Here is a 22,323-nt window from a genome sequence, read left to right on the forward strand (position 1 = left end):
AAACAAAGTTAAACTTTTTAGAACTAAAGAATAACATTGTAAAACAAAAACAGAAGGTATGAGAGGTGCGGGAATGAGTTACAAGGACATGTTTGATTTAGATTTGGTAGATTTAAATGTAAATGGTTCTACTGAAGATGAGGTATTTGCAATTGTTGCGGATCGCTTAAGAGAGTTAGGTATGGTAAACGATGATTATTTGAAAGGGATAGCTTCACGAGAACGGGAATTTCCTACGGGATTGATTACTCAGCATTTAAATATTGCACTACCCCATTCTGATCCAGAATACGTTAATAGGCCATTCATTTTCATTGCACGATTGAATAATGATATTACATTTAAGCAAATGGGTGACAATCAAGAGATGCCGGTCAAAGATTTGTTCTTTCTAGGAATTAAAAATGGAAAAGATCAGGTCGGATTACTCCAAGCATTTATGAACTTATTCATGAATAAAACATTTGTTGAACAATACCGAGTAGCTGTATCATCCAAAGATGTGTATAAATTATTTGTTGAAAATATCTAACTAATAGGAGGTTGTTATTATGAAAAAAAGATTAATTGTAGCATGTGGTAGTGGAGTAGCTACGAGTCAGACAATAGCAAGCAAGATTGCAAGTATGTTTGAGGATGATGGGATTAGTTTTTCAGTCGACGCAGTAGATTATAAATCTATTCAAAGTGAATTACCGTCGACAGGTATCTATGTATATGTGGCTCAACCAGATGAAGACGTATTAGAGAAAGCGGAGGAATTAGGAATAGCGGTTTTTCCGGGAATTCCATTTTTAACTGGTATGGGTGTTGAGAACGTATATTCGCAGATTTGTGAGTTAGTAAAATAAAAGATAGTTATAAACTAAGAAAATGGAAAGAGGGTATTTGGAAATGCAAATCTTTCAAGATGTTGTTAATTATATTTTAGGTTTAGGTTCGGCGGTTTTTGTGCCACTCATTATCTTATTACTAGGCTTACTCGCAGGTATGAAATTTAAGAAAGCCTTTGTCTCAGCTTTGACTTTAGGTATCGCATTCAGTGGGATGTCCATGGTTATTGGATACATGTCTAACGCGGTGAGTCCTGCATCAGAAGCATTGGCTACAAATACCGGAATTAATCTTCCTGCTCTTGATTTGGGCTGGACTGGTGCTGCGAGTATTACTTGGTCATGGGCATATGCATTTGTATTTTTCGCAGTCACTATCGGTGTTAACTTTGTGATGCTGGCCCTTAACTGGACGAAAACTCTGAACGTAGATATGTGGAATGTATGGGGCAAAGCGTTGACTGCTTATCTGGTTTATTATATTTCGGGAAGCCTTGTAGCTGGATTCATTACAGCAGGGATCCAAGTAGTTCTTGAACTTAAACTAGGGGATATGTTCCAAAAACATATTCAAGATTTAACGGGCATTCCTTTAGTAACTGTAACTCACTTTATGACTTCAGCTGCAGTATTGTTGTTGCCGCTGAATATGTTGATGGATAAAATTCCATTCTTCAATAAACGTGCAGACACTAATGCATTGAAGAAAAAGATTGGTATATTCTCTGAAAACTCTGTAATGGGCTTTATTATCGGATTAGGTCTTGGTTTTGCAGCGGCGTATGGGGTCTCTGGTTCTCTAAACTTGGCAATCCAAGTTGCTACCGCTTTAGCGCTGTTCCCAATGATTTCAAAATTATTTATGCAGTCGCTTTCTCCATTGGCGGATGCAATGTCTGAGTTTATTAAAAAGAGATTTAAGGATCGTGAAGTATACATTGGATTAGACTGGCCGATATTAGCGGGTAGATCAGAAGTGTGGGTGACAGCAATTCTATTGGTTCCTGTGTTCATCGGATATTCAATCATTCTACCAGGAAATCAAGTATTGCCATTAGCGGGAATCATCAACTATTCAATTGCTGTAGGTGGATTATTGCTAACTGGTGGCAACTTGGCGCGTATGCTCGTTCTAGGTGTCATTTCAATGCCGATCTATTTGTATAGCGCTACTTATCTAGCTCCTGTTTTAAGTGGATTAGCAGAAGAAACTGGGGCGGTTGAAGGCTTTAAAAAAGGACAATTGATTACATGGTCATCAATTGAAGGGCCGGAGTTCCGTATCCTGTTTGCGGAGGCATTCAATAGGAATGTACTTGCGATAGCTGGATGTGTTCTGTTCCTTGGACTATTCTTCTTATTAAACAGATATATGAACAATGCGAAAGTTCCTAGTGAACGCTACGTTGAAGAAACTGAAACATTAAGTGAAGCGGTAAGTAGTAATTCCTGAGGTTAATAAAATATAGAGGTGGGGGCAATTCGATTGGGTTATAAAAGTAGCGAAAAAGAGAAACTAAAATGGACTGTACTATTATTTTTAGCAGGTGCTCTATTTTTAGTGTCACTTTCAACACAGTTGTATGCAATAAATATAATCGTTATAGGGTTGTCTCTTCATATCTATAGAAATGGGAGTTCGATCTTATTCAGAGAGTACGAAGAAAGACAAAATAAAAAGCTAGAAGATGTCAAATTAGTTCGGGAAGCTACTCAAACTGTTTTAGAATCCAATAGAATATTTAAAAAAACGGGGGAATGAAAATGTCTGATGGACGTATGTTATTTGAGAGAGAGCGCCAAGATATGGCAAAAATTATTAAGGTGATCTTTCAACGTAAAAATACAAATGTTGCAGGTGGAAACTTCTCATTTAAAACAACTGATGAGTTTGGTAAAGAATACATCATCATGACACCAACGATGATGTCGGAAGCATATCTTGGAGAAGTTTCAGCAGCACAGGTGCTAGTTGTGGAGCCCCATACACGGAAAATAATTGATGGCGTTGGTAGCTTGACGCGTGAAATAAACATGCATGAAGCGGTCTATGATGCAAATCCAGAAATTAAAGCAGTACTACATGCGCATGCCCCAAATGCAATGTTTTGGGCTACGAGTGGCATTCCCATGCCTAACTTAACGGAAGCAACACAAAAAATTGGACCTGTTTACGTTATGGATTTTGAGCCGAATTGTTCAGAAGAATTAGCTGATTTAACTAGTGGATTTATTAGAGCGAATGACTTGTCGTTGCCGCATATGCTGCTTTTGGATAGTCATGGTGTTTTAATTAATGCGAAAGGTAAGACTGGTAGTGAAGCAATTCACAAAGCCCTTCAAATTTTAGACACAGTGGAATGGAATGCAGAAATTGCATATAAGCAAGCAATATTCCAAGCGCTAGGAATTATGGATGGATTCTACTCGAAAGGTTCTAAAGTAGGAACTATAGAGGATCTAAAGAATAAAGTTTCTATATATAACAAAGCAAAAGTTGCAGCTGGAGGAGACTAATCAAATTGCTAAACATCTGTTAAAATAGTTATTTTATCAATGACTCTCTAAATGGAATGCACAGGGCTAAATCAAAACGAGGAGGTAAAACTCTAGTTTTTGATTTAGCCTTTTTTCTGGAGTGGCTAAACAGAGACGTAAGTTTAAAGGAATGAGTGCAATCTTAGTGGGAGTGTGTAAGAGAAATCAGAGTCAAGTGGAATGAAACAAATGGCCGCAGGCAAACGATTCATTTTATCGGAATATCCGTTCTCCAATAAGCAACGCTCTAACCTAGAAAGTTTAGCAAACAAATATTCATATAAAGTGATAACAATCAGACTGGTGGCCGACTTTGACGCTTTATGGGCCAGAAGAAAAGTGCGGGACATCGAAAATGATCGGCATTTGAGTCACATCATGTCGCACTATCATTTTGGAGATGTTCTGGAGGATCGTTCAAAAGCAGACAGTCTGATTACGGAGGAAGAATTCAGGAACATTATTGAAGCGCGACAATACAATGAGTTTTCGTTAGGCGAGTTGCATGAGTATGATGTGTCTGATTTTTCTAAAGTAGACTATACAGATTTGCTAGAAAAATTGAGAGAACTTTCCTGAAGTGTCAATACATGAAACTAGTAAGCTCTAACTTAAACAATCCATAGGTCTGCTGAGCACCATCAGATATGAAAAAATTATCAAACCAAAGCGGTACGTTCAATAAATGATATCCGCCACGTCTTGCACGGCGGATATCATTTATTGATTTTATGAAGATGAGAAGGTTGCTGAGTGGAGCTCGTTCGTATCCGTTAAATAATTATTAAAAGAAAACAAATAGAGTATCTCAATCAGGAACGTTGATGGTTCCAGGTTGGATACTCTTTTTTAAAAAGGATGAGTGAAAAAATGTTTGAAACAATAGATGCAAAAGCGTTGAACTACCCCCACCTACGCTATCGCTTAGATGTGGGGGATTCTTAGGAACATCACTCTATCGAGCGATTATTGACTAAGCTACCCCCGTAGCTTCCTACGGTTAGAAGCCTCAAGGCTTCATTTTTTAGATTTACACTTGCGTTCAGATCCCGGTCATGGTGAGCATTACATTGTGGGCAAACCCAGTCCCGGACAGAAGTATTCTTCACGTCTTTGTTTTGATAGCCACAGCACGAACAGAGTTGGCTGGAAGGGAAGTTCCGGGCAACGGCAACGACTTGCTTGCCGTACCACTTTGACTTGTATTCCAGCATCGTCCGAAACTGCGCCCATGATGCTTCCGCTATCCCTTTGGAAAACTTTTTGTTTTTCATCATGCCGGATACATGCAGATCTTCGATGCCGATGACGTCGTGGTTTTTGACGATTTCAGTCGAAATCTTTTGCAGGTAATCGGTTCTTGCGTTACTGATTCGTTCATGGATCCGGGCGACTTTGACGCGCTGTTTCTGGTAGTTTTTCGATTCGGACAGTTTTCGTCCTTCATTTTTGGCCTGCTCTGCCCGCCGGGAAAGGATTTTTTGTTCCTTAGCGAGCTTTTGCTCCAGTTTGTGGAAAAACCGCGGGTTCTCATAGACTGACTCGTCTGAAACGACCGCAAAATCCTTCAATCCGACATCGACACCGCAAGCGGAACCCGTTTTCGGCAATAGTTCAATATCGGTTTCGACCAAAATGGAAATATAATAGTTGCCCGAAGGATTTCGTCGGATGGTCGCGCTCATAATTCTTCCGTCCACTTCTTTGGACTTGGCGAATTTGACCAGTCCCAACTTGGGCAGTTTCAGTTTGTTCCCCACTACAGCGATATTTCCATTTGTCTGCTTGGTTGTGTAGGACTGGATCGGGTTCCGTTTGCTCTTGAAACGCGGCGCCTTGTTCTGCTTTCTGAAAAAACGATTGAAAGAGTCGCTGAGGTTCCGCAGAGCTGACTGCAGGGCGATGCTATCGACTTCTTGCAGCCAAAGCGTCTCCGATTCTTTTTTCAGCAACGTCAATTTTGCCGAGCAGGCGGAGTAATTCAAGCCCGCTCCCGTCTCCTCATAAGTTTTGTTCCATTCGGACAGGAAGCGATTGAACACGAAACGAGAACAGCCGATAGTCTTCCCAATTAGGATCTGTTGCTCCTGATTGGGGTAGATTCGGAACTTATAGTTTTTGTGGATCCTCACTATCATTCGCCTCCTCATACAACACATTATACGCGAACATACGTTCTTTGTCGAATGGGAGGTCCATCGTTAATGGTAAGAATTTCTCGAAAAATTAGACTGACGCCTACCGCCATTCGTCTCCCGCCTAGTCATTGGCTATGCCCTTTTCATTCCTAGAGGTGGGAGTCTTCTGGCAGAAAATGATAAACACAATCCGTACCTTAAGTATCGATGCAGTAGAAGCAGCCAACTCAGGACACCCGGGCTTGCCTATGGGCGCTGCCCCAATGGCCTACGTACTTTGGTCCAAATTTTTAAAAATCAATCCGCTCACATCCAGAAATTGGACGGACCGGGACAGGTTTGTGCTATCGGCTGGACATGGTTCCGCGATGTTGTACAGCCTGCTGCATTTGTCCGGCTATCAAGTTTCGATAGAGGATCTGAAACAATTCCGCCAGTGGGGTTCAAAGACACCTGGGCATCCGGAAATCCATCATACGGATGGTGTCGAAGCGACTACCGGCCCGTTAGGCCAAGGGCTAGCGATGGCCGTCGGAATGGCAATGGCAGAAGCCCATCTGGCAGCTGCATATAATAAGCAGGACTTTCCAATCGTCGACCATTACACGTACGGTCTGTGCGGTGATGGGGATTTGATGGAGGGCATCTCCCATGAGGCGTCCTCGTTGGCTGGTCACCTCAAGTTGGGCAAATTGATCGTACTGTACGATTCAAATGATATCTCATTGGATGGGCCGACTGATAAATCCTTTACAGAAAATGTGGGTAAAAGATTTGAAGCATACGACTGGCAGCATATTTTGGTGAAAGATGGCAACGATCTAGATGCCATCTACGCGGCCATCGAGACTGCCAAAGCAGAAACGGACAAACCGACGTTGATCGAAGTGAAGACAGTCATTGGTTATGGTTCCATCAGTCAAGGTACTTCCAAAGTACATGGATCTCCGTTAGGCAAAGAGGATGCTGAAAACGTCAAAGCCTTTTATGGGTTTGAGAAGGACAAAAAATTCGAGGTAGCCGCGGAAGTGCAAGAACACTTCCGGAATGAGATAGTCGTCAAAGGGGAAAAGGCGCAAAAAGAATGGGAAGCGTTATTCGCTAAGTATCAAGCGGCTTATCCTGAATTGGCCGAACAGTATGTAGTTGCCCACTCAAGTGAACTGCCGCAGAATTGGGACAAGGATCTCCCTGTATATGAGGTCGGTTCGAGTGCGGCGAGCAGGGTCACCAGCAAAGAGACCATCCAAGCATTGGCAAAAACGATACCGTTTTTATGGGGAGGATCCGCGGATCTGTCTTCGTCGAACAACACAATGGTAGCCGGCGCAGCCGATTTTGAGCCGAAACAGTTTGCAGGACGCAATATCTGGTTCGGTGTGCGCGAGTTCGCCATGGCCGCTGCCATGAATGGGATCCAATTGCATGGCGGAACAAAAGTTTACGGCGGAACATTTTTCGTATTCCTAGACTATCTGAAAGCCGCCGTACGCCTGAGTGCTATCCAAAAAGTCCCGGTTACCTACGTAATGACCCATGATTCCGTGGCGGTCGGGGAAGACGGCCCTACCCATGAGCCAATCGAACAACTGGCAAGCTTGCGCTGCGTGCCAAACGTCCATGTCATCAGACCGGCCGATGGAAACGAGACAGTCGCAGCGTGGAAAATCGCGATGCAGTCGAAAGAGACACCTACCGTCTTGGTGCTGAGCCGACAAAACCTGCCGGTCATTCCGCAAACGAAGGAACTGGCTGAGGCCGGTGTCGCAAAAGGCGGCTACGTGCTCTCCAAACAACAGGGCGAAAAACCGGAAGGTATCCTGATCGCAACCGGATCGGAAGTGAACCTTGCGATCAAAGCCCAGATCAGCCTGCGGGAACAAGGGAAGGACGTCTCTGTCGTGTCCATCCCAAGCTTCGATCTGTTCAACCGCCAGTCGCCGGAATATAAAGAATCCGTGTTGCCGAAAGACGTGAAGAAGCGCGTGTCGGTTGAGATGGGATCCAGCTTCGGTTGGGAACGCTACGTAGGGGATCATGGTGCTATAATTGCAATCGATACATTTGGAGCCAGCGCACCTGGTGAGACGGTCATCAGAGAATATGGTTTTACTGTCGAACGCGTCGTTTCTGTTTTTAATACGTTGTAGGAAAGAGAAAGGGATAAGACTCGATGGAGTTTTGTCCCTTTTTGTTCTATTGTTAAGATAAATGAACTACACAAAAGGGGAGGATCATAAAGATGGTGAAAACATTCATATTCGATGTCGATGATACATTGTATGACCAATTGGAACCCTTCAGACGGGCTTTTCAAAAGCATTTTAGCCGGTTTGAGGATGAAGTGAAGATAGAAGAACTGTATAAGCTGAGCAGGAAATACAGCGATGAGGCTTTTGAATCGACAGGCTATGAAATCACAAACATGAGAAAGATGCACATTTACCGCATCTCAAAGGCTTTCGAGCAGCTCGGCATCCGGATAAGCGATGAGGAAGCATTGCAATTCCAATTGGACTACGAAGCATTTCAGAACGAAATCAAACTGATCGAAGAGATTCCGCAGATTTTTGAACTGCTGCTCCAAAGAGGCGCCAACCTCGGCATTATCACAAACGGTGCCAACGAAAACCAATTCAGGAAAATCAATCAATTGGGTCTCGACAAATGGATCGCTCCCGAAAATATGCTAGTTTCCGAAGGCGCCGGCGTCTCAAAACCCAGTAAAGAAATCTTCGAAGCAATGGAAAGAAGAATGGTTTTCGCGAAAAATGACGTATATTACATTGGAGACAATTTCGATAATGATGTAATTGGGGCAACTGCGGCTGGCTGGAAGACAATCTGGGTTAATTTCCGGAACCACAAAAGAACCGCCCAGGAAGTTTCAGCAACTTATGTGGTGGAACAACCAAAGGACTTGTTGCGATTGGTGGATGGACTTACGAGAGGACTGTAGGATATTAAGGTGATTGATATCACTACCACGTACCTGCTCAATCAGAGAGGGAGCATACGGGAATTATTATGGATTTCAAAGTTTTAAAATATGGGAACGAAATTTAGTGAATAAAAAATCAAACAAATGTTTGACAGCGCTTTCTTTATGGGTATAATAGGTGTTAGGCAATATATCATGGATTTCCTGAGGTGCCTGATGCATTGCCAAAATATAAATGGGGGGATTAAATAATGAATGAAGAAATGGAACTATCGGAACACAGCCCAGAACAATTGGTGGTACTGATCCAACAAGGGCATCCTATGTACTTTGAAGAACTTTTTAATAGGTTTTTGCCTTTAGTCAAAAAGTTCAACAAAGCTTATTACTTACGTTTTTTGGAACAAGAGGATTTTTGGCAAGAAGCCCGTATAGTGTTGCATAAGGCTGTTCAGTCTTATGTTCCCGAAAAAGGCCTGCAGTTTGCGAGTTTCTACAAATTAACCCTGAAGCACCATATTTTCAGTATGATCAGGAAAGAAAGCGCCGTAAAGAGAAAGATTGACAAAGGCGCGGTGTCTTTGGATGCAATTCTGGAAAATCAATACAGCAACCATACGGAACATTCGTTTGAAGGCGTCGTTTCGATGAACTTCTCTCCTGAAGAGATCGTGATGGTGAAGGAAAGTGCATCGGGTTACTTTGAAATTCTGTCTGATTTCGAGCAAGCTGTGTTCATTCGTTTCATCAATGGATCGGATTTTCTGACCATCGCCGATGATCTGGACTGCGAGGTGACTTCTATTAAGAATGCCTATGATAGATGCCACCGGAAAATGAAACGTTTGTTAGATTGATATCCGAATAATGCCCCACCGGGAATCATTTCCGTTGGGGCATTATTTCTTTTCCCAAAAAACCAGGTCCGCAGTTCATTTCTTTGGCTCAATTGTGCTACACTTTAAGTACGAATTTTAATAAGCAAGGACCTAACTATGAATAAAAATAAACGTTTGATCTATATTTCATTATTGGCTGCGCAGGGTGTGGTCATCACGATGCTGGAGCGGGCGATTCCGTTTCCGTTCGCGTTTGCGCCGGGTGCGAAGCTGGGTTTGGCGAACATCATTACATTATTGGCGATCTTTACGCTGCCTTATAAGGACAGTCTGAAGGTCGTGTGGATGCGGTTGTTGATCTCGACGTTGTTGGGTGGGACGTTATCTACCTTCCTTTACAGTTTTGCGGGGGCTTTTTTGAGTTATGGTGGGATGCTTTTGGTCCGACTTTTGGGTCCGAAGCGGGTCAGCATGATCGGCATCAGTGCTGCCGGCGGGATTCTGCATAATGTCGGCCAGCTGGCGATGGCAAGTCTGATTGCGCAATCGTTCAGTGTGATGCTCTACTTGCCGATCCTTTCCATTACCGGAATCTTCTCGGGGATCGCGGTCGGGGTGGCGGCGAATTACTTGTTGGAGCACGTTTCGACGATCCGACAATTCCAATCGGAGGAGGCCACTAAAAGTAAATTGACGAAAGCGTGGTATGAGGCTTCACTGGTTTATCGGAAAGAGCATGACTAACATTTTATTGCGGTAACCTCTCTATTGCGAAAGGTTTTACGACGCTGCGTGAGGAAGAAAACAAGGTGAAAAAGATGAAAATATGCTCATAGAGGAACTTTTTCATACTACTTTCAGGTTTTGCATGGACAATTATTCACAAATACACTATACTTATAAATGTGGTTATTTTAAATAAGTGATTAGGCGCAGGGATGCGCTGAACATAGATAAAAAGGAGACTGCCAAATGAGTAAAAAGAATATTGTGGTTGTGGGAGCAGGTTTCGCCGGTGTGGCCGCCGCGAAGAAATTGTCCCGACATTTCAAGAAAAATCCGGATGTCTTGATCACCTTGATCGACAAACATTCCTACCAAACGTACATGACCGAGTTGCATGAGGTGGCAGCGGGACGTGTGCAGCCCGATGCGATCCAATACGATCTGCAACGTCTGTTCAGCCGTAACAGAAACGTGGATATCATTACGGATGAAGTGACCCATGTGGACCGTGAAGCGAAAGTGGTCACGACCAGCAGCCACAGCTTCAACTATGACTACCTGATCCTGGCGATGGGCGGAGAACCGAATACGTTCAACGTCCCAGGTGTCGATGAGAATGGTTTCACGATGTGGTCATGGGAAGATGCGAACAAAATTCGCCGTCATATCCAGGACACAGTCGAAGCTGCTTCAAATGAACACAATGATGAAAAACGCAAAGCAATGTTGACTGCTGTAGTCAGCGGAGCTGGTTTTACCGGTGTGGAACTTGTCGGCGACCTGATGGAATGGAAAGACCAATTGGCTAGAGCCAACAAATTGGATCCGGCTGAATTCAGTCTTTATCTGGTTGAAGCTGCACCGCAGATTCTGGGTGTCGTTACCGAAAAGGAACAACAAAAAGCTGAGAAATATATGCGCAAGCAAGGCATCCAGATCATCAAAGGCAATGGGGTCGCAAACGTCCAGAAGGAAAGTGTTGAGTTGTCTGACGGAACGATCATTCCGACACACACACTGATTTGGACGGCAGGTGTAAAAGCCAACACGGACGCAGCTGCTTACGGCATCGAGCAAGCAAGAGCGGGCCGTTTGGTAGCCAATAAATACATGGAGGCGAAAGATTCCGAAGGCGTCTATCTGGCAGGGGACTTGGTCTACTACGAAGAGCCCGACAAAGATAACGCGCCGGTTCCGCAGATCGTTCAGTCCGCGGAACAAACGGGACACACAGCAGCAGCCAACATCATCGCTTCTATCGAAGGAACAGAGAAGCACGAACACAAAGGCACGTATCAAGGGTTCATGATTTCGATCGGTTCCCGTTACGGCGTTGCCTACTTGATGGACAAAATCCATTTGAGCGGCTTCATAGCGATGCTGGTGAAACACATGGTGAACTTGTTCTACTTCATGACGATCGGTTCAGGTTATTATTTCGTACAATACATTTACCATGAATTCTTCCATATCAAAGAAAAACGCAACATCTTCCGCGGTCACTTGTCCCGTTTGGGTAATGTGCTTTGGGCACTGCCATTGCGTGTCTTCTACGGCAGCATGTGGACGTGGGAAGCGCTCAAGAAGATTTTCGGCCTGTACGGCACGACTTCTTGGTTCGGCGATGAGATCGTCCTGCCTTTCGCTTGGCTGAAGGAAGCGACGACCGGTGCATCCGAAGCAGTAGCCGAAACAGCTGCAGAGAGTCTTCCGGTGTTCGGTTTGAGCTATGCGTATGGTGAAGAACCGATGATGGTCTTCAAAGAAGCACCTGAGTGGTTCAACAGCATCATGCAAGTCATGATCCCGAACGTGGAAATGGCTTTGTTCTTCCAGAAATTCATGACGATCGTCGAGTTGCTGATCGGTTTGGCGATCATCGCAGGCTTGTTCACTTTCTTGGCGAATGCCGCAACGATCGCATTGGTGATCTCGTTCGCCTTATCCGGTATGTTCTACTGGGTGAACATGTGGTTCGTTCCGGTGGCCATCGCTTTGATGAACGGTTCCGGCAGAGCCTTCGGGTTGGACTACTATGTGATTCCGTGGATCCAGAAGAAACTTGACAACTGGTGGTATGGTAAGACAAAATCAATCTATAGACCGGGTGTCGGTCAATAATAACGATCTAACAGGGTTAAGGTGGGGAGACTTGCCTTAGCCCTTTTCTTTTCAGAAGAGAGGGACGGGAAATGAGAAAATACCTGAAAATGATCCGCAGAGGCGATCTGCTCATCATCCTTTTTTTGATGGCGGCTTCCTTCCTGCCGTTGGGAGTCTTCTCCTATCATCAAGCCAACGCTGAGAGCGCGGATAACATCGCGGTCATCAGTGTGGACGGCAATGTGGTGAAGGAATTTGTCCTGAAGGATGACGGCAAGACGGAAATCTATGTCTATAAGGATGACCATGGGCATGAGAACGTGATTGTGCGGGAAGGGGCCCAAATCCGGATTGCTTCAGCCGATTGCGACGACCAATTGTGTGTCCGCATGGGCGCGAAGGATGGCATCGGGGAGACAATCATGTGTCTGCCGAACCGTGTGCTAGTGGAGGTGCGGGGTGCCCAAGGGACAACCGCTGACGATGAAGAGGCCCTCGACATCATCTCCTGACAAATACTTAAGGGCAGAACAAAAGGAGTTCAGTATGAAAATTCATTCGATGTGGGACCAGTATCCGCTGTTGCAAGCGGAATTGGTCGCCACCAATGAGCTGTTGGAAAAAAATATAACGCTCAAAAACCAGGCGGTCAGGGAAGCGATCCTTGCCAGGCTGCTTTCGGGCGGGAAAATGCTGCGACCAGCCTATTGCCTGTTGTTTTCGTACTATTCCCCGCAACGGGATGCGGAACGGGCGCAGGCGATCGCGGCTGCGGTGGAGCTGTTGCATACGGCGACGTTGATGCATGATGACGTGATCGATGAAGCCGGCACCCGCCGAGGCCAGGAGACGATGAACCGGGCATTCGGCAATCAAATTGCCGTCTATTCGGGGGATTACCTCTTCACGGTCTGCTTCCGCTTGCTGTCCGATTATGCCGGCGATGCGGCTGTGCTGAAGATCGACACGAACGGGATGGAAAGCATCCTGATCGGCGAGCTGAACCAGATGGATATGCGCTACAATCCGGACATGCGCATGCGCGATTATTTGCGGCAGATCCAAGGCAAGACGGCCCAGCTCTTCGCCTTGAGCTGCTATGCCGGTGCTTATGGAGCGGATGAGGACGAGAAGTTGGCCCAGCTGGCCTATCGGATCGGCCACAATATCGGCATGGCCTTCCAGGTCATGGATGATGTATTGGATTACACGCAGGACGATAAGACCCTGGGCAAGCCAGCTCTGAGCGACTTCCGCAACGGCATCTACACAGCGCCTGTGCTGTACGCGATGCAAGCCGAGCGCAAAGCCTTCGCTTCGTATATCGCCAAAGGGGCGGATGTGACCGCTGAGGAGCTCGCTGAGATCCATGGGTTGGTGGAACGCTATGGCGGCAATCGCGCTGCACAGGCCTTGGCCAAAAAGTACACGACGAAAGCGCTGAAGCTGATCAAAAAATTGCCGAACCATCCCGTAAAGGAAACGCTAACGAAATTAACTGAGCAATTGCTTTATCGCAATATGTAGCAAAGCCTCTACTACGCGGTATGCGGATTGATAGCATCTCATTTTAAGATAAAACATTAGAAAATAATGGTTTTTTGTTAAATATACAGATTTTATTTGGCTAAAGATGTAACAAATGGTATGATAAGTAAGTGGATAGATATAGGAGGCTTGTGATTGGCATCACATATCTAACCGCTACCATAAAAAAGAACAGGGTGGGATAGATTATGGAATTAAAGAAAACGTTATCTACGGCAACTCTTTTGCTGGCATCAACTTTTGTATTAGCAGCTTGCGGCGGAGCCGACACGGAAACTGAATCCTCAGATATGGCTTCATCCGAAGTTGTAGTTGAGTCTTCTTCAGAAGCGGCAGCTGAATTGCAGGACGGCACTTACACATTGGTTGAAAAGAACTTCGACACTCGTGGCTGGAAAACTGAATTCTCGATCACTGTCGTGGACGGCAAAATCACGGAATCTGCATATGAGAACGTGAACGAAGCTGGCGAGAAGAAATCTGAAGATGCTGAGTACCAAGCGAACATGGTAGCAAAAGCTGGCGTGGGTCCTGCTGATTACTTCCCAGCATTGAATAACCAGTTAGTTGAAAAACAAGATCCAGAAGCAGTAGAGGTCGTTACTGGCGCTACAGGTTCTTCTGATACTTTCAAAAAGTACGCTCCAATGTTAGTTGAAGCAGCAGAAGCTGGCGACACAACTCTGATCGAAATCGACAACGTAGTCGAAGAATAAGCTGTTTTTCCACTTTTTTAGGTGGATTCAGCAAGAAAAAAGATTATCATAGACAGGTAGGGACAGCGTTCTTGTTCCTGCCTGTCTTTTTAAATGTGGATACGGGGTGATCAGATGAAAAAATATATGAACAAGGTCGGCCTGGCGGGTCTCTTGTCAGCGGCACTCCTCCTCGGGGGCTGCGGTAATAGCGACACACAGCAAGAAACGGTGATACGGAAAGAACCGTATGAGAAAACGGAGTTCCTGATGGGGACCTATGTGACGGTGCGCGTCTATGACGAAGGCAAAGAGGCTGTTCTGGAAGAAGCCTTCGACCGTGTGGCGGAACTGGCCGATAAGATCACCGTGAATGAGCCCGGGTCGGAAATCGATGCAGTCAATGCCGCGGGAGGGAAGGAAGCAGTGGAGCTGTCGGAGGATGTCTATCCATTAGTGCAGAGTGCTTATGAATACAGCGAGGCTTCCGATGGGGATTTTGACCTGTCAATCGGGCCGATCACCGAACTGTGGCACATCGGCTTCGAAGACGCCAGAAAGCCCGAGCAGAGCGAAATCGATGCAGCGCTGACTTTGGTCGATTACGAGCGCGTTGTGCTGGATGATTCTGCGCAGACCGTCCAATTGGCGGATGCAGGCATGCTGTTGGACCTCGGCGCCATCGCCAAGGGCTACATTACCGACGAAGTGAAAGAACTGTTGGTGGAGCAGGGTGTGACGACTGCCATCATCGACCTTGGCGGCAACGTCTATGTGCTTGGAGGTTCGCCGTTGCGTGAAGGGGAGTCCTGGAACGTAGGCATCCAGGATCCGTTGGCAGCGCGCGGGGAGACGATCGGCAAGACCAAGCAAAAGGACCGTTCGATCGTGACTTCAGGCATCTATGAACGCTACATCGAAGTGGATGGCGTCAGCTACCACCATCTGATGGATCCGGAAACGGGCTATCCGTTCGATAACGACATCGCCGGCGTTTCGATCCTGTCCGATAAATCGATCGATGGGGATGCGCTCTCGACGCTTGTCTTCGGTCTCGGAATGGAAGCGGGTCTGGCCTACGTCAATGAACGCGAGGATATCGAAGCCGTTTTTGTCACAAAGGACAAAAAAGTCTACGTTTCGGATGGGCTGGCGGATAATTTTGAACTGACGAACGACGATTACGTTTGGGAAAATGAATAGGGGTGAATGAAATGAATGTACCTGTATTTTTGGAATTTGTGGAAATCAAGACCAAGTTGGCCAGTTTGTTTCCGTTTGTGTTGGGGACTTTATTTACGCTCTACCATTTCGGCAGCATCAATGCGCTGAACACGATTCTGTTCTTCATCGCAATGGTCGTTTTTGACATGGCGACGACCGCCATCAACAACACGATGGACTACGTGAAGGCGAAGAATCTGGTTTACCGCGACGAGGAAAATATCCTCGGAAAAGCGGGGATCTCCGTCAAGAAAGCTGCGACGATCATTGTTTCGATGATTGCGTTCGCGGCGCTGCTCGGATTGATCCTGACGGCGCGGACCAATCTGTTGCTGTTGGTGATCGGGGCGCTCTGCTTTGCGATCGGGATCCTGTATACGTTCGGACCGTTCCCGATTTCCCGGATGCCTTTGGGTGAAGTGGCCTCGGGACTGACGATGGGCTTCGGCATCTTTTTCATCGCCGTGTTCGTGAACGTGCCGGCCGGAACGTTGGCATCGCTTCTGTTGCAGTGGCCGAACTTTACGTTGGAGGGGAACAGCGCGAATCTGCTGATCATCCTGCTGCAGTCGGCTCCGCTTGTATTCAGCATCGCCAACATCATGCTGGCGAACAATATTTGCGACTATGAAACGGATATTTCCAATCACCGTTACACGCTGACTTTCTACATCGGTAAGCCGATCGCCGTGCGCTTGTATGCTTGGCTGTATTACGGCGCATTCGCCGCGACGACAATTTCGGTGCTGTTCGGGATCTATCCGGTCTGGATGCTGTTCATCTGGGCGATCTTCCCGATCATCCAGCGCAACATCACCCGCTTCAAAGCCAAACAGGACAAAGCGACGACTTTCGATCTGGCGATCAAGAATCTGATCCTCTATCACGGTTTGGAGATCATTCTGCTGATCGTGTCGCTTATCCTGAAATGATCACGATCAGACACGGAGCCCCTGCGGATGAGTTATTTCTGAAGGAAATGACTTATCAGGCGATCTATTCGCCCAAAGGCGGGGGCTTTTTGCCGCGGAAGGTATTGGAAGAACCGGCAATCCGACGCTACCATGCGGACTTCGGCAGAGAAGGCGATTTGGCCTTTGTGGCGCTATCCGATGGTGAAGCGGTCGGGGCGGTGTGGATCCGTTTTGCGACGACTGACCAAAAAGGCTACGGTTTCGTCCGCGCAGATGTGCCGGAACTCACGCTTGCAGTGCTGCCGGCTTTCCGCGGGCGCGGCATCGGGAAGGCGCTGCTGGAGCGGATGCTGACGCAGCTGAAGGCAACAGGCTTGGCGGCGGTCTCCTTGAGTGTGGCCCGCTCCAACACGGTGCGCAAGCTCTATGAGCGCTATGGATTCCGAATCGTGAAAAAACAGCGAAACTCTTGCACAATGTTGCTGGAATTAACATGACTATACAATGAAACGTTTTCATAAAGGCGTTCTCAAAAAAGCTTTTAAAATTGTGTACGAAATGTTACTTCTTGCTTTTAATGAAAAGCCAGTTACGTTATAATGGCTATGGATTCGAAGTGTTTTTTCTTTCGGAATCTTCATTTATTGACCAAGAAAGCGCTATATTCATCCCCTGCATTTTCCGTCCGCTTAAATAAAGAGAACGAGGTCAGTTGCAACCGGAGCGGGTCCGCCTGTTCCGCAGCGTAATTTTCCTTGTCCGTATTTGGAGGATTAAAAATGAAGGACAAACTTTTTGGTGTTTTGCAGCGTGTTGGACGTTCGTTCATGTTGCCAATCGCCATTTTACCAGTAGCCGGACTCTTTTTGGGTATCGGTGGGTCATTTACTAATGCTACGACACTAGAAACATATGGTTTAACGGAACTGATGGGTCAAGGGACATTCATTTATGATGTATTGAACGTAATGAACCAGGCCGGATCGGTTGTCTTTGGCAACTTGCCGTTGATCTTCGCTGTCGGCTGTGCCATCGGTATGGCGAAAGCTGAAAAAGCGACTGCATCTTTGGCGGCTGTCATCGCCTTCCTGATCATGCATTCATCCATCGGCGCTATGATCGTAGCCCGTGGCGGCGCAGATCAGTTCATCGAAGGATCAATCTCAAACGTATTGGGTATCGAGTCATTGCAAATGGGTGTTTTTGGAGGTATGATCGTCGGTTTGGGTGTTGCTGCACTTCATAATCGCTTTTATAAAATTCAATTACCAGCTGCTCTTTCATTCTTTGAAGGCACTCGTTTTGTTCCGATCATTTCATCAATCGTCTACTTGTTCGTAGGTATCCTGATGGTTTACATCTGGCCGCCAGTGCAAGAAGGCATCAATGCGATCGGTGCTTTGGTACAAGGTTCCGGTTACGCTGGAACATGGCTCTATGGTTTCATGGAGCGTGCGTTGATTCCTTTCGGTCTGCACCACGTGTTCTACTTGCCTTTCTGGCAAACAGCAGTTGGCGGAACGATGGAAGTTGGCGGAAAAGTGGTCGAAGGTGCACAAAACATCTTCTTCGCGCAATTGGCTGATCCTGACACAACTATCTTCAGCGTTGCCGCTACACGTTTCATGTCAGGTAAATTCCCGTTGATGATCTTCGGTTTGCCTGGTGCTGCTTTAGCGATGTATCGCACAGCTAAACCAGAAAAAAGAAAAGAAGCCGGCGGACTTTTGTTGTCTGCTGCCTTGACTTCCATGCTTACAGGTATCACTGAGCCATTGGAATTCACATTCTTGTTTGTTGCTACACCATTGTATGTCATCCACTCAATTTTGGCCGGTGCTGCTTACATGCTGATGCATATGTTCAGCGTAGGTGTCGGTATGACTTTCTCGGGCGGATTTATCGATATGTTCTTGTACGGTATCCTGCAAGGGAATGCCAAAACGAACTGGATCTGGATCGTCATCATCGGTCTTGTTTACTTCGTAGTCTACTACTTCCTGTTCTCATTCTTGATCAAGAAGTTCAACTACAAGACTCCGGGTCGTGAAGATGATTCAACTGAAGTGAAACTATATACACGTGCTGACATGAATGCGAAAGCGCAAGAAGGCGCTGCAGACGTTGCCTCAATCGTGAAAAACGAAACGGATGAAATGTCCGCTTCCATCATTTATGGTCTGGGTGGCGCAGCGAACATCGTGGACGTCGACAGCTGTGCGACACGTCTGCGTACAACTGTAGCAAACGGAGATTTGGTTGATGCGGAATTATTGAAGGGCACGGGAGCATCCGGCGTCATCCATAAAGGAAACGGCGTTCAAGTTGTTTACGGACCGAAAGTTTCTAACATCAAATCAAACCTGGAAGAATTCATTGAAAGCGGCAGTGCCGCAAAACTGCCTTCGAAAGAAGACTATTATGGTCTGAAGGCTGTTGAAAAAACAGAAGAAAAAGCAACAGAAAAAGCAGCAGCACCTGCTGCTGAAGCAAAAGCGACAGTTGCCACTACTTTACGTTCGCCTATCGCGGGTATCGCCATTCCATTGACGCAAGTGGACGACGCTGCCTTCGCTAGTGAAGCGTTGGGTAAAGGGATCGCAATCGAACCTGCAGTCGGTGAAGTTGTTTCGCCGATCAACGGCAAAGTCGTCATGGTTTTCGACACGAAGCATGCTATCGGTCTTGAATCGGACGAAGGTGTTGAAATCTTGATCCATATCGGATTGGATACAGTCAATCTGAAGGGTGAAGGTTTCACCACTTATGTTAAGGCTGGGGATTTTGTTGAAATCGGAGATAAATTGGTTGATTTCGATATCGATTTCATCAAAGCTTCCGGTTACAAGACAACTACTCCTATGGTAATCACAAACACTTTCAATTATAAAAACATTGAAGTTGTTGCAGAAGGTACTGTAGATCTTGGCGATGCAATCGTTACAGTTCAATAAGAAGTAAGATTCAACGCGGATAAGGTAATGCAGAAATGAATAGCGCAACAAAAAGGTTTCCGGTCTCAGATCCGGAGACCTTTTTGTATTTCTGGGCGTATCCGCAAAAATAAAAAGGTTGACTATTTGAGGCAAGCGCTCTAATATTAGCTTGTATTGTGTACACAAATAGAGAGAAAATAGGTGAGCGACATGGCTATAAGAAAAGCCGCATTAGCCTGTACCGTATGTGGATCAAGGAACTACACCATCACACCTACTGAAAAAGGTCGTACAGAACGTTTGGAAGTCAAGAAATTTTGCCGGTACTGCGGAAAGCATACCTTGCACAAAGAAACGAAATAAAGACGAAACTGGCAACATATAGTAGGAGGATAAGCATGAAATTTCTGAAGAGCGTAGCGGATGAAATGAAGCAAGTGACTTGGCCGACTGGTAAGGAATTAGCAAAATATACAAATACGGTAGTCGTTACAACCATTCTATTCGGAATATTTTTTGCCGTAGTAGATTTTGGGATCACAGAGGCAATGGATTTAATCTTAAATTAAAAGAAGATTTGTAGCCATACGGTCTTCGTGATGCTATAATGTTAACGCCGTACAGAAGGAACCTTTCAAAGACAGGAAGGTTTTTTTGTTTACAAAAAACGAAGTCAAATAAAAATCCACCAAGAAAGAAGATGCAGAAATGGAAACGATCGAAAACGAAAAACAATGGTATGTGTTGCACACTTATTCAGGCTATGAGAACAAAGTGAAACTGAACATCGAATCGCGTGCGCAAAGCATGAACATGGAAGACCATATCTTCCGCGTCGTTATCCCGGAAGAAGAGCAAGTAGAAGTGAAGGACGGCAAAGAGAAGGCGACTACGCAAAAAACCTTCCCTGGTTACGTATTGGTTGAAATGATCATGTCTGATGAAGCGTGGTTCGTTGTCCGTAATACACCAGGCGTTACCGGTTTCGTCGGATCGCATGGAGCAGGAAGCAAGCCGTCCGCTTTATTGAATGAGGAAATCGAAGTCATTCTGAAGCGCATGGGCATGAGCACACGCATGCATGACGTGAAATTCGAAAAAGGCGAGCCTGTCACCATCACCGATGGCGCATTCAATGGCTTGTCAGGGTTCGTTGAAGAAGTGGACAGCGAAAAAGGCAAGCTGAAAGTCATGATCGAAATGTTCGGCCGCGAAACGATTGCCGAACTCGATTACGACCAAGTGGATAAAGGATAGTAAAAGCGGAACGGGTTCGTCCAGCCCTGAAAGAAATTTAGGAAATCGTGCCGACTGAGCATCGTAGAGCGCAATAGGTACGATTTATCTAATTTCCGAAGGGCTAACCCGTGAAGCTAGCCATCGCTTTAAGAGGATAGACTATTTTTCAAACTTGTAGATCACCTAAGGTGATGCGCTAAAACTGTTAGAAAAATTTAGATGTTAGCTAAAAAACTATTGCATTAATTTGGGTGTACTGATATAATATATCGGTACGTTCAGGCGTATGGATTGAGTGGGAGGGGAAATCTTAACCCCATTAAACCACATCACGAACAATCAAGGAGGTATGTCTCGTGGCTAAAAAAGTTGTTAAATTAGTTAAGTTACAAATTCCTGCAGGTAAAGCATCTCCTGCTCCACCAGTAGGTCCAGCTTTGGGTCAAGCACAAGTAAACATCATGGGATTCTGTAAAGAATTCAATGCACGTACAGCTGACCAAGCAGGTATGATCATTCCCGTTGTCATTTCTGTATATGAAGATCGTTCATTCACCTTCATTACTAAAACTCCTCCAGCTCCAGTATTACTGAAAAAAGCTGCAGGTATCGAATCAGGCTCAGGCGAACCGAACAAGAAAAAAGTTGGTACCGTAACACGTGACCAAGTTAAAGAAATCGCTGAAACAAAAATGGTAGACTTAAATGCAGCAGACGTAGAAGCTGCTATGCGTATGGTCGAAGGTACTGCCCGTTCAATGGGTATTACAGTTCAAGACTAATTCAAAAGGCAGCTTCTCATGTGGCCTTCCGAACGCTCGTTAGACGTTTTTGGCCACACGTGGGAGGTTAATCCGTTAAAACCACAATCTAGGAGGAAAATTCAATGGCTAAAAAAAGTAAAAAATTCCAAGATGCTGCCAAAAAAGTGGATTCTACTAAATCATATTCAGTAGAAGAAGCAGTAGCATTAGCGAAAGAAGTCGATTTTGCAAAATTCGACGCAACTGTTGAGGTCGCTTACCGTTTAGGGATCGACACTCGTAAAAATGACCAACAAATCCGTGGAGCAGTCGTGCTTCCAAACGGAACTGGTAAAACACAACGCGTTTTAGTATTCGCTAAAGGCGAAAAAGCTAAAGAAGCTGAAGCTGCTGGTGCAGACTACGTAGGCGACGCAGACATGGTTCAAAAAATCCAAGGCGGATGGTTTGACTTTGATGTTGTTGTTGCAACTCCTGACATGATGGGTGAAGTTGGACGTTTGGGTCGTGTATTGGGACCTAAAGGCTTGATGCCAAACCCTAAAACAGGTACTGTAACAATGGACGTAACAAAAGCTATTGACGAAATCAAAGCTGGTAAAGTTACATACCGTGCTGACAAAGCTGGTAACATCCACGTTCCTATCGGTAAAGTATCATTCGACGATGCTAAATTGTTGGAAAACTTCCGTACAATCCACGATGTAATCGTGAAAGCTAAACCAGCAACTGCTAAAGGCCAATACGTTAAAAATGTAAGTGTAACAACTACATTTGGACCTGGCGTTAAAGTGGACGCAAGCTCTTTATAAAAAAACCTTGACCTGAACGACTATCTTTGGTATAGTCGTTGAGGTTAATATATGCTTACCGAAGACAGCAGGG

At 45.6% G+C, this 22,323-nt stretch carries 23 protein-coding genes, 1 pseudogene and 1 other annotated feature (1 of these 25 running past the window's edge); of the genes and pseudogenes, 23 read left to right on the forward strand and 1 reads right to left on the reverse strand.

From position 1 onward, the window contains the following. The first annotated feature begins 73 nt into the window (after positions 1 to 73). The 6 genes and pseudogenes from PH235_RS09170 to PH235_RS09195 all read left to right on the forward strand — a co-directional run. A complete protein-coding gene (locus tag PH235_RS09170) occupies positions 74 to 532 on the forward strand; it encodes a PTS sugar transporter subunit IIA (protein WP_272162056.1) in 459 nt (152 codons plus the stop codon). Positions 533 to 551: 19 nt separating this feature from the next. After that, positions 552 to 851 carry a PTS sugar transporter subunit IIB gene (locus tag PH235_RS09175; RefSeq protein ID WP_272162057.1) on the forward strand — a complete coding sequence of 100 codons (300 nt, stop codon included), beginning with the start codon at positions 552 to 554 and terminating at the stop codon, positions 849 to 851. 43 nt (positions 852 to 894) lie between these two features. Further along, a complete protein-coding gene (locus PH235_RS09180) occupies positions 895 to 2,286 on the forward strand; it encodes a PTS galactitol transporter subunit IIC (RefSeq protein WP_272162084.1) in 1,392 nt (463 codons plus the stop codon). Between the two features lie 33 nt (positions 2,287 to 2,319). Beyond that, entirely contained in the window at positions 2,320 to 2,595 is a 276-nt protein-coding gene (locus PH235_RS09185; protein ID WP_272162058.1) for a hypothetical protein, read from the forward strand. 2 nt (positions 2,596 to 2,597) lie between these two features. Further along, positions 2,598 to 3,350: a class II aldolase/adducin family protein gene (locus PH235_RS09190; RefSeq protein WP_272162059.1), complete on the forward strand. Its 753-nt coding sequence runs from the start codon at positions 2,598 to 2,600 to the stop codon at positions 3,348 to 3,350. A 210-nt stretch (positions 3,351 to 3,560) separates the two neighbouring features. Beyond that, positions 3,561 to 3,950: pseudogene (locus PH235_RS09195) on the forward strand (kinase); the annotation flags it as partial. 371 nt (positions 3,951 to 4,321) lie between these two features. Here PH235_RS09195 and tnpB read toward each other — a convergent pair. Next, on the reverse strand, positions 4,322 to 5,503 hold the full coding sequence (gene tnpB, locus PH235_RS09200; RefSeq protein ID WP_272162060.1) for an IS200/IS605 family element RNA-guided endonuclease TnpB: 1,182 nt from the start codon (positions 5,501 to 5,503) through the stop codon (positions 4,322 to 4,324). Positions 5,504 to 5,685: 182 nt separating this feature from the next. On the opposite strand from tnpB, the gene tkt reads away from it, so the two are divergent. The 17 genes from tkt (at position 5,686) to rplA (ending at position 22,250) form a co-directional block, all read left to right on the forward strand. After that, a complete protein-coding gene (gene tkt / locus PH235_RS09205; RefSeq protein ID WP_272162061.1) occupies positions 5,686 to 7,659 on the forward strand; it encodes a transketolase in 1,974 nt (657 codons plus the stop codon). 92 nt (positions 7,660 to 7,751) lie between these two features. Then, positions 7,752 to 8,468: an HAD family hydrolase gene (locus tag PH235_RS09210; protein ID WP_272162062.1), complete on the forward strand. Its 717-nt coding sequence runs from the start codon at positions 7,752 to 7,754 to the stop codon at positions 8,466 to 8,468. A 233-nt stretch (positions 8,469 to 8,701) separates the two neighbouring features. Continuing rightward, a complete protein-coding gene (locus tag PH235_RS09215) occupies positions 8,702 to 9,307 on the forward strand; it encodes a sigma factor (protein ID WP_272162063.1) in 606 nt (201 codons plus the stop codon). A gap of 138 nt (positions 9,308 to 9,445) precedes the next feature. Further along, a complete protein-coding gene (locus tag PH235_RS09220) occupies positions 9,446 to 10,033 on the forward strand; it encodes a Gx transporter family protein (protein WP_272162064.1) in 588 nt (195 codons plus the stop codon). A gap of 228 nt (positions 10,034 to 10,261) precedes the next feature. Continuing rightward, the gene (locus PH235_RS09225; RefSeq protein ID WP_272162065.1) at positions 10,262 to 12,136 is read left to right on the forward strand and encodes an NAD(P)/FAD-dependent oxidoreductase; all 1,875 of its coding nucleotides are present in this window, start codon (positions 10,262 to 10,264) and stop codon (positions 12,134 to 12,136) included. Between the two features lie 71 nt (positions 12,137 to 12,207). Continuing rightward, entirely contained in the window at positions 12,208 to 12,630 is a 423-nt protein-coding gene (locus PH235_RS09230) for a NusG domain II-containing protein (RefSeq protein ID WP_272162066.1), read from the forward strand. A 34-nt stretch (positions 12,631 to 12,664) separates the two neighbouring features. After that, the gene (locus tag PH235_RS09235) at positions 12,665 to 13,645 is read left to right on the forward strand and encodes a polyprenyl synthetase family protein (RefSeq protein WP_272162067.1); all 981 of its coding nucleotides are present in this window, start codon (positions 12,665 to 12,667) and stop codon (positions 13,643 to 13,645) included. 209 nt (positions 13,646 to 13,854) lie between these two features. After that, positions 13,855 to 14,382: an FMN-binding protein gene (locus PH235_RS09240; protein WP_272162068.1), complete on the forward strand. Its 528-nt coding sequence runs from the start codon at positions 13,855 to 13,857 to the stop codon at positions 14,380 to 14,382. A gap of 114 nt (positions 14,383 to 14,496) precedes the next feature. Continuing rightward, positions 14,497 to 15,564 carry an FAD:protein FMN transferase gene (locus tag PH235_RS09245; RefSeq protein WP_443080865.1) on the forward strand — a complete coding sequence of 356 codons (1,068 nt, stop codon included), beginning with the start codon at positions 14,497 to 14,499 and terminating at the stop codon, positions 15,562 to 15,564. Between the two features lie 11 nt (positions 15,565 to 15,575). Further along, positions 15,576 to 16,517, forward strand: a complete 942-nt coding sequence (gene menA, locus PH235_RS09250; protein ID WP_272162069.1) for a 1,4-dihydroxy-2-naphthoate polyprenyltransferase — start codon at positions 15,576 to 15,578, stop codon at positions 16,515 to 16,517. Next, a complete protein-coding gene (locus PH235_RS09255) occupies positions 16,514 to 16,996 on the forward strand; it encodes a GNAT family N-acetyltransferase (protein ID WP_272162070.1) in 483 nt (160 codons plus the stop codon). Before menA ends, PH235_RS09255 begins: the two co-directional genes overlap by 4 nt. 282 nt (positions 16,997 to 17,278) lie before the next feature. Then, entirely contained in the window at positions 17,279 to 19,453 is a 2,175-nt protein-coding gene (locus tag PH235_RS09260; RefSeq protein WP_272162071.1) for a PTS transporter subunit IIABC, read from the forward strand. A 192-nt stretch (positions 19,454 to 19,645) separates the two neighbouring features. After that, positions 19,646 to 19,798, forward strand: a complete 153-nt coding sequence (gene rpmG, locus PH235_RS09265) for a 50S ribosomal protein L33 (RefSeq protein WP_072763840.1) — start codon at positions 19,646 to 19,648, stop codon at positions 19,796 to 19,798. Positions 19,799 to 19,833: 35 nt separating this feature from the next. Continuing rightward, positions 19,834 to 20,004, forward strand: a complete 171-nt coding sequence (secE, locus tag PH235_RS09270) for a preprotein translocase subunit SecE (protein ID WP_272162072.1) — start codon at positions 19,834 to 19,836, stop codon at positions 20,002 to 20,004. 139 nt (positions 20,005 to 20,143) lie between these two features. Beyond that, positions 20,144 to 20,692, forward strand: coding sequence for a transcription termination/antitermination protein NusG (gene nusG / locus PH235_RS09275; RefSeq protein ID WP_086628827.1), 549 nt, complete (start codon positions 20,144 to 20,146; stop codon positions 20,690 to 20,692). 338 nt (positions 20,693 to 21,030) lie between these two features. Further along, complete coding sequence (rplK, locus tag PH235_RS09280; protein WP_068562458.1) at positions 21,031 to 21,456, forward strand: 50S ribosomal protein L11; 426 nt, start codon at positions 21,031 to 21,033, stop codon at positions 21,454 to 21,456. Between the two features lie 104 nt (positions 21,457 to 21,560). Continuing rightward, positions 21,561 to 22,250: a 50S ribosomal protein L1 gene (rplA, locus tag PH235_RS09285; RefSeq protein WP_086628828.1), complete on the forward strand. Its 690-nt coding sequence runs from the start codon at positions 21,561 to 21,563 to the stop codon at positions 22,248 to 22,250. Between the two features lie 40 nt (positions 22,251 to 22,290). Then, positions 22,291 to 22,323, forward strand: a sequence feature (ribosomal protein L10 leader region) (it continues 94 nt past the right edge of the window).

It is taken from the genome of Trichococcus sp. K1Tr (assembly GCF_028309625.1).
Lineage (GTDB): Bacteria > Bacillota > Bacilli > Lactobacillales > Aerococcaceae > Trichococcus.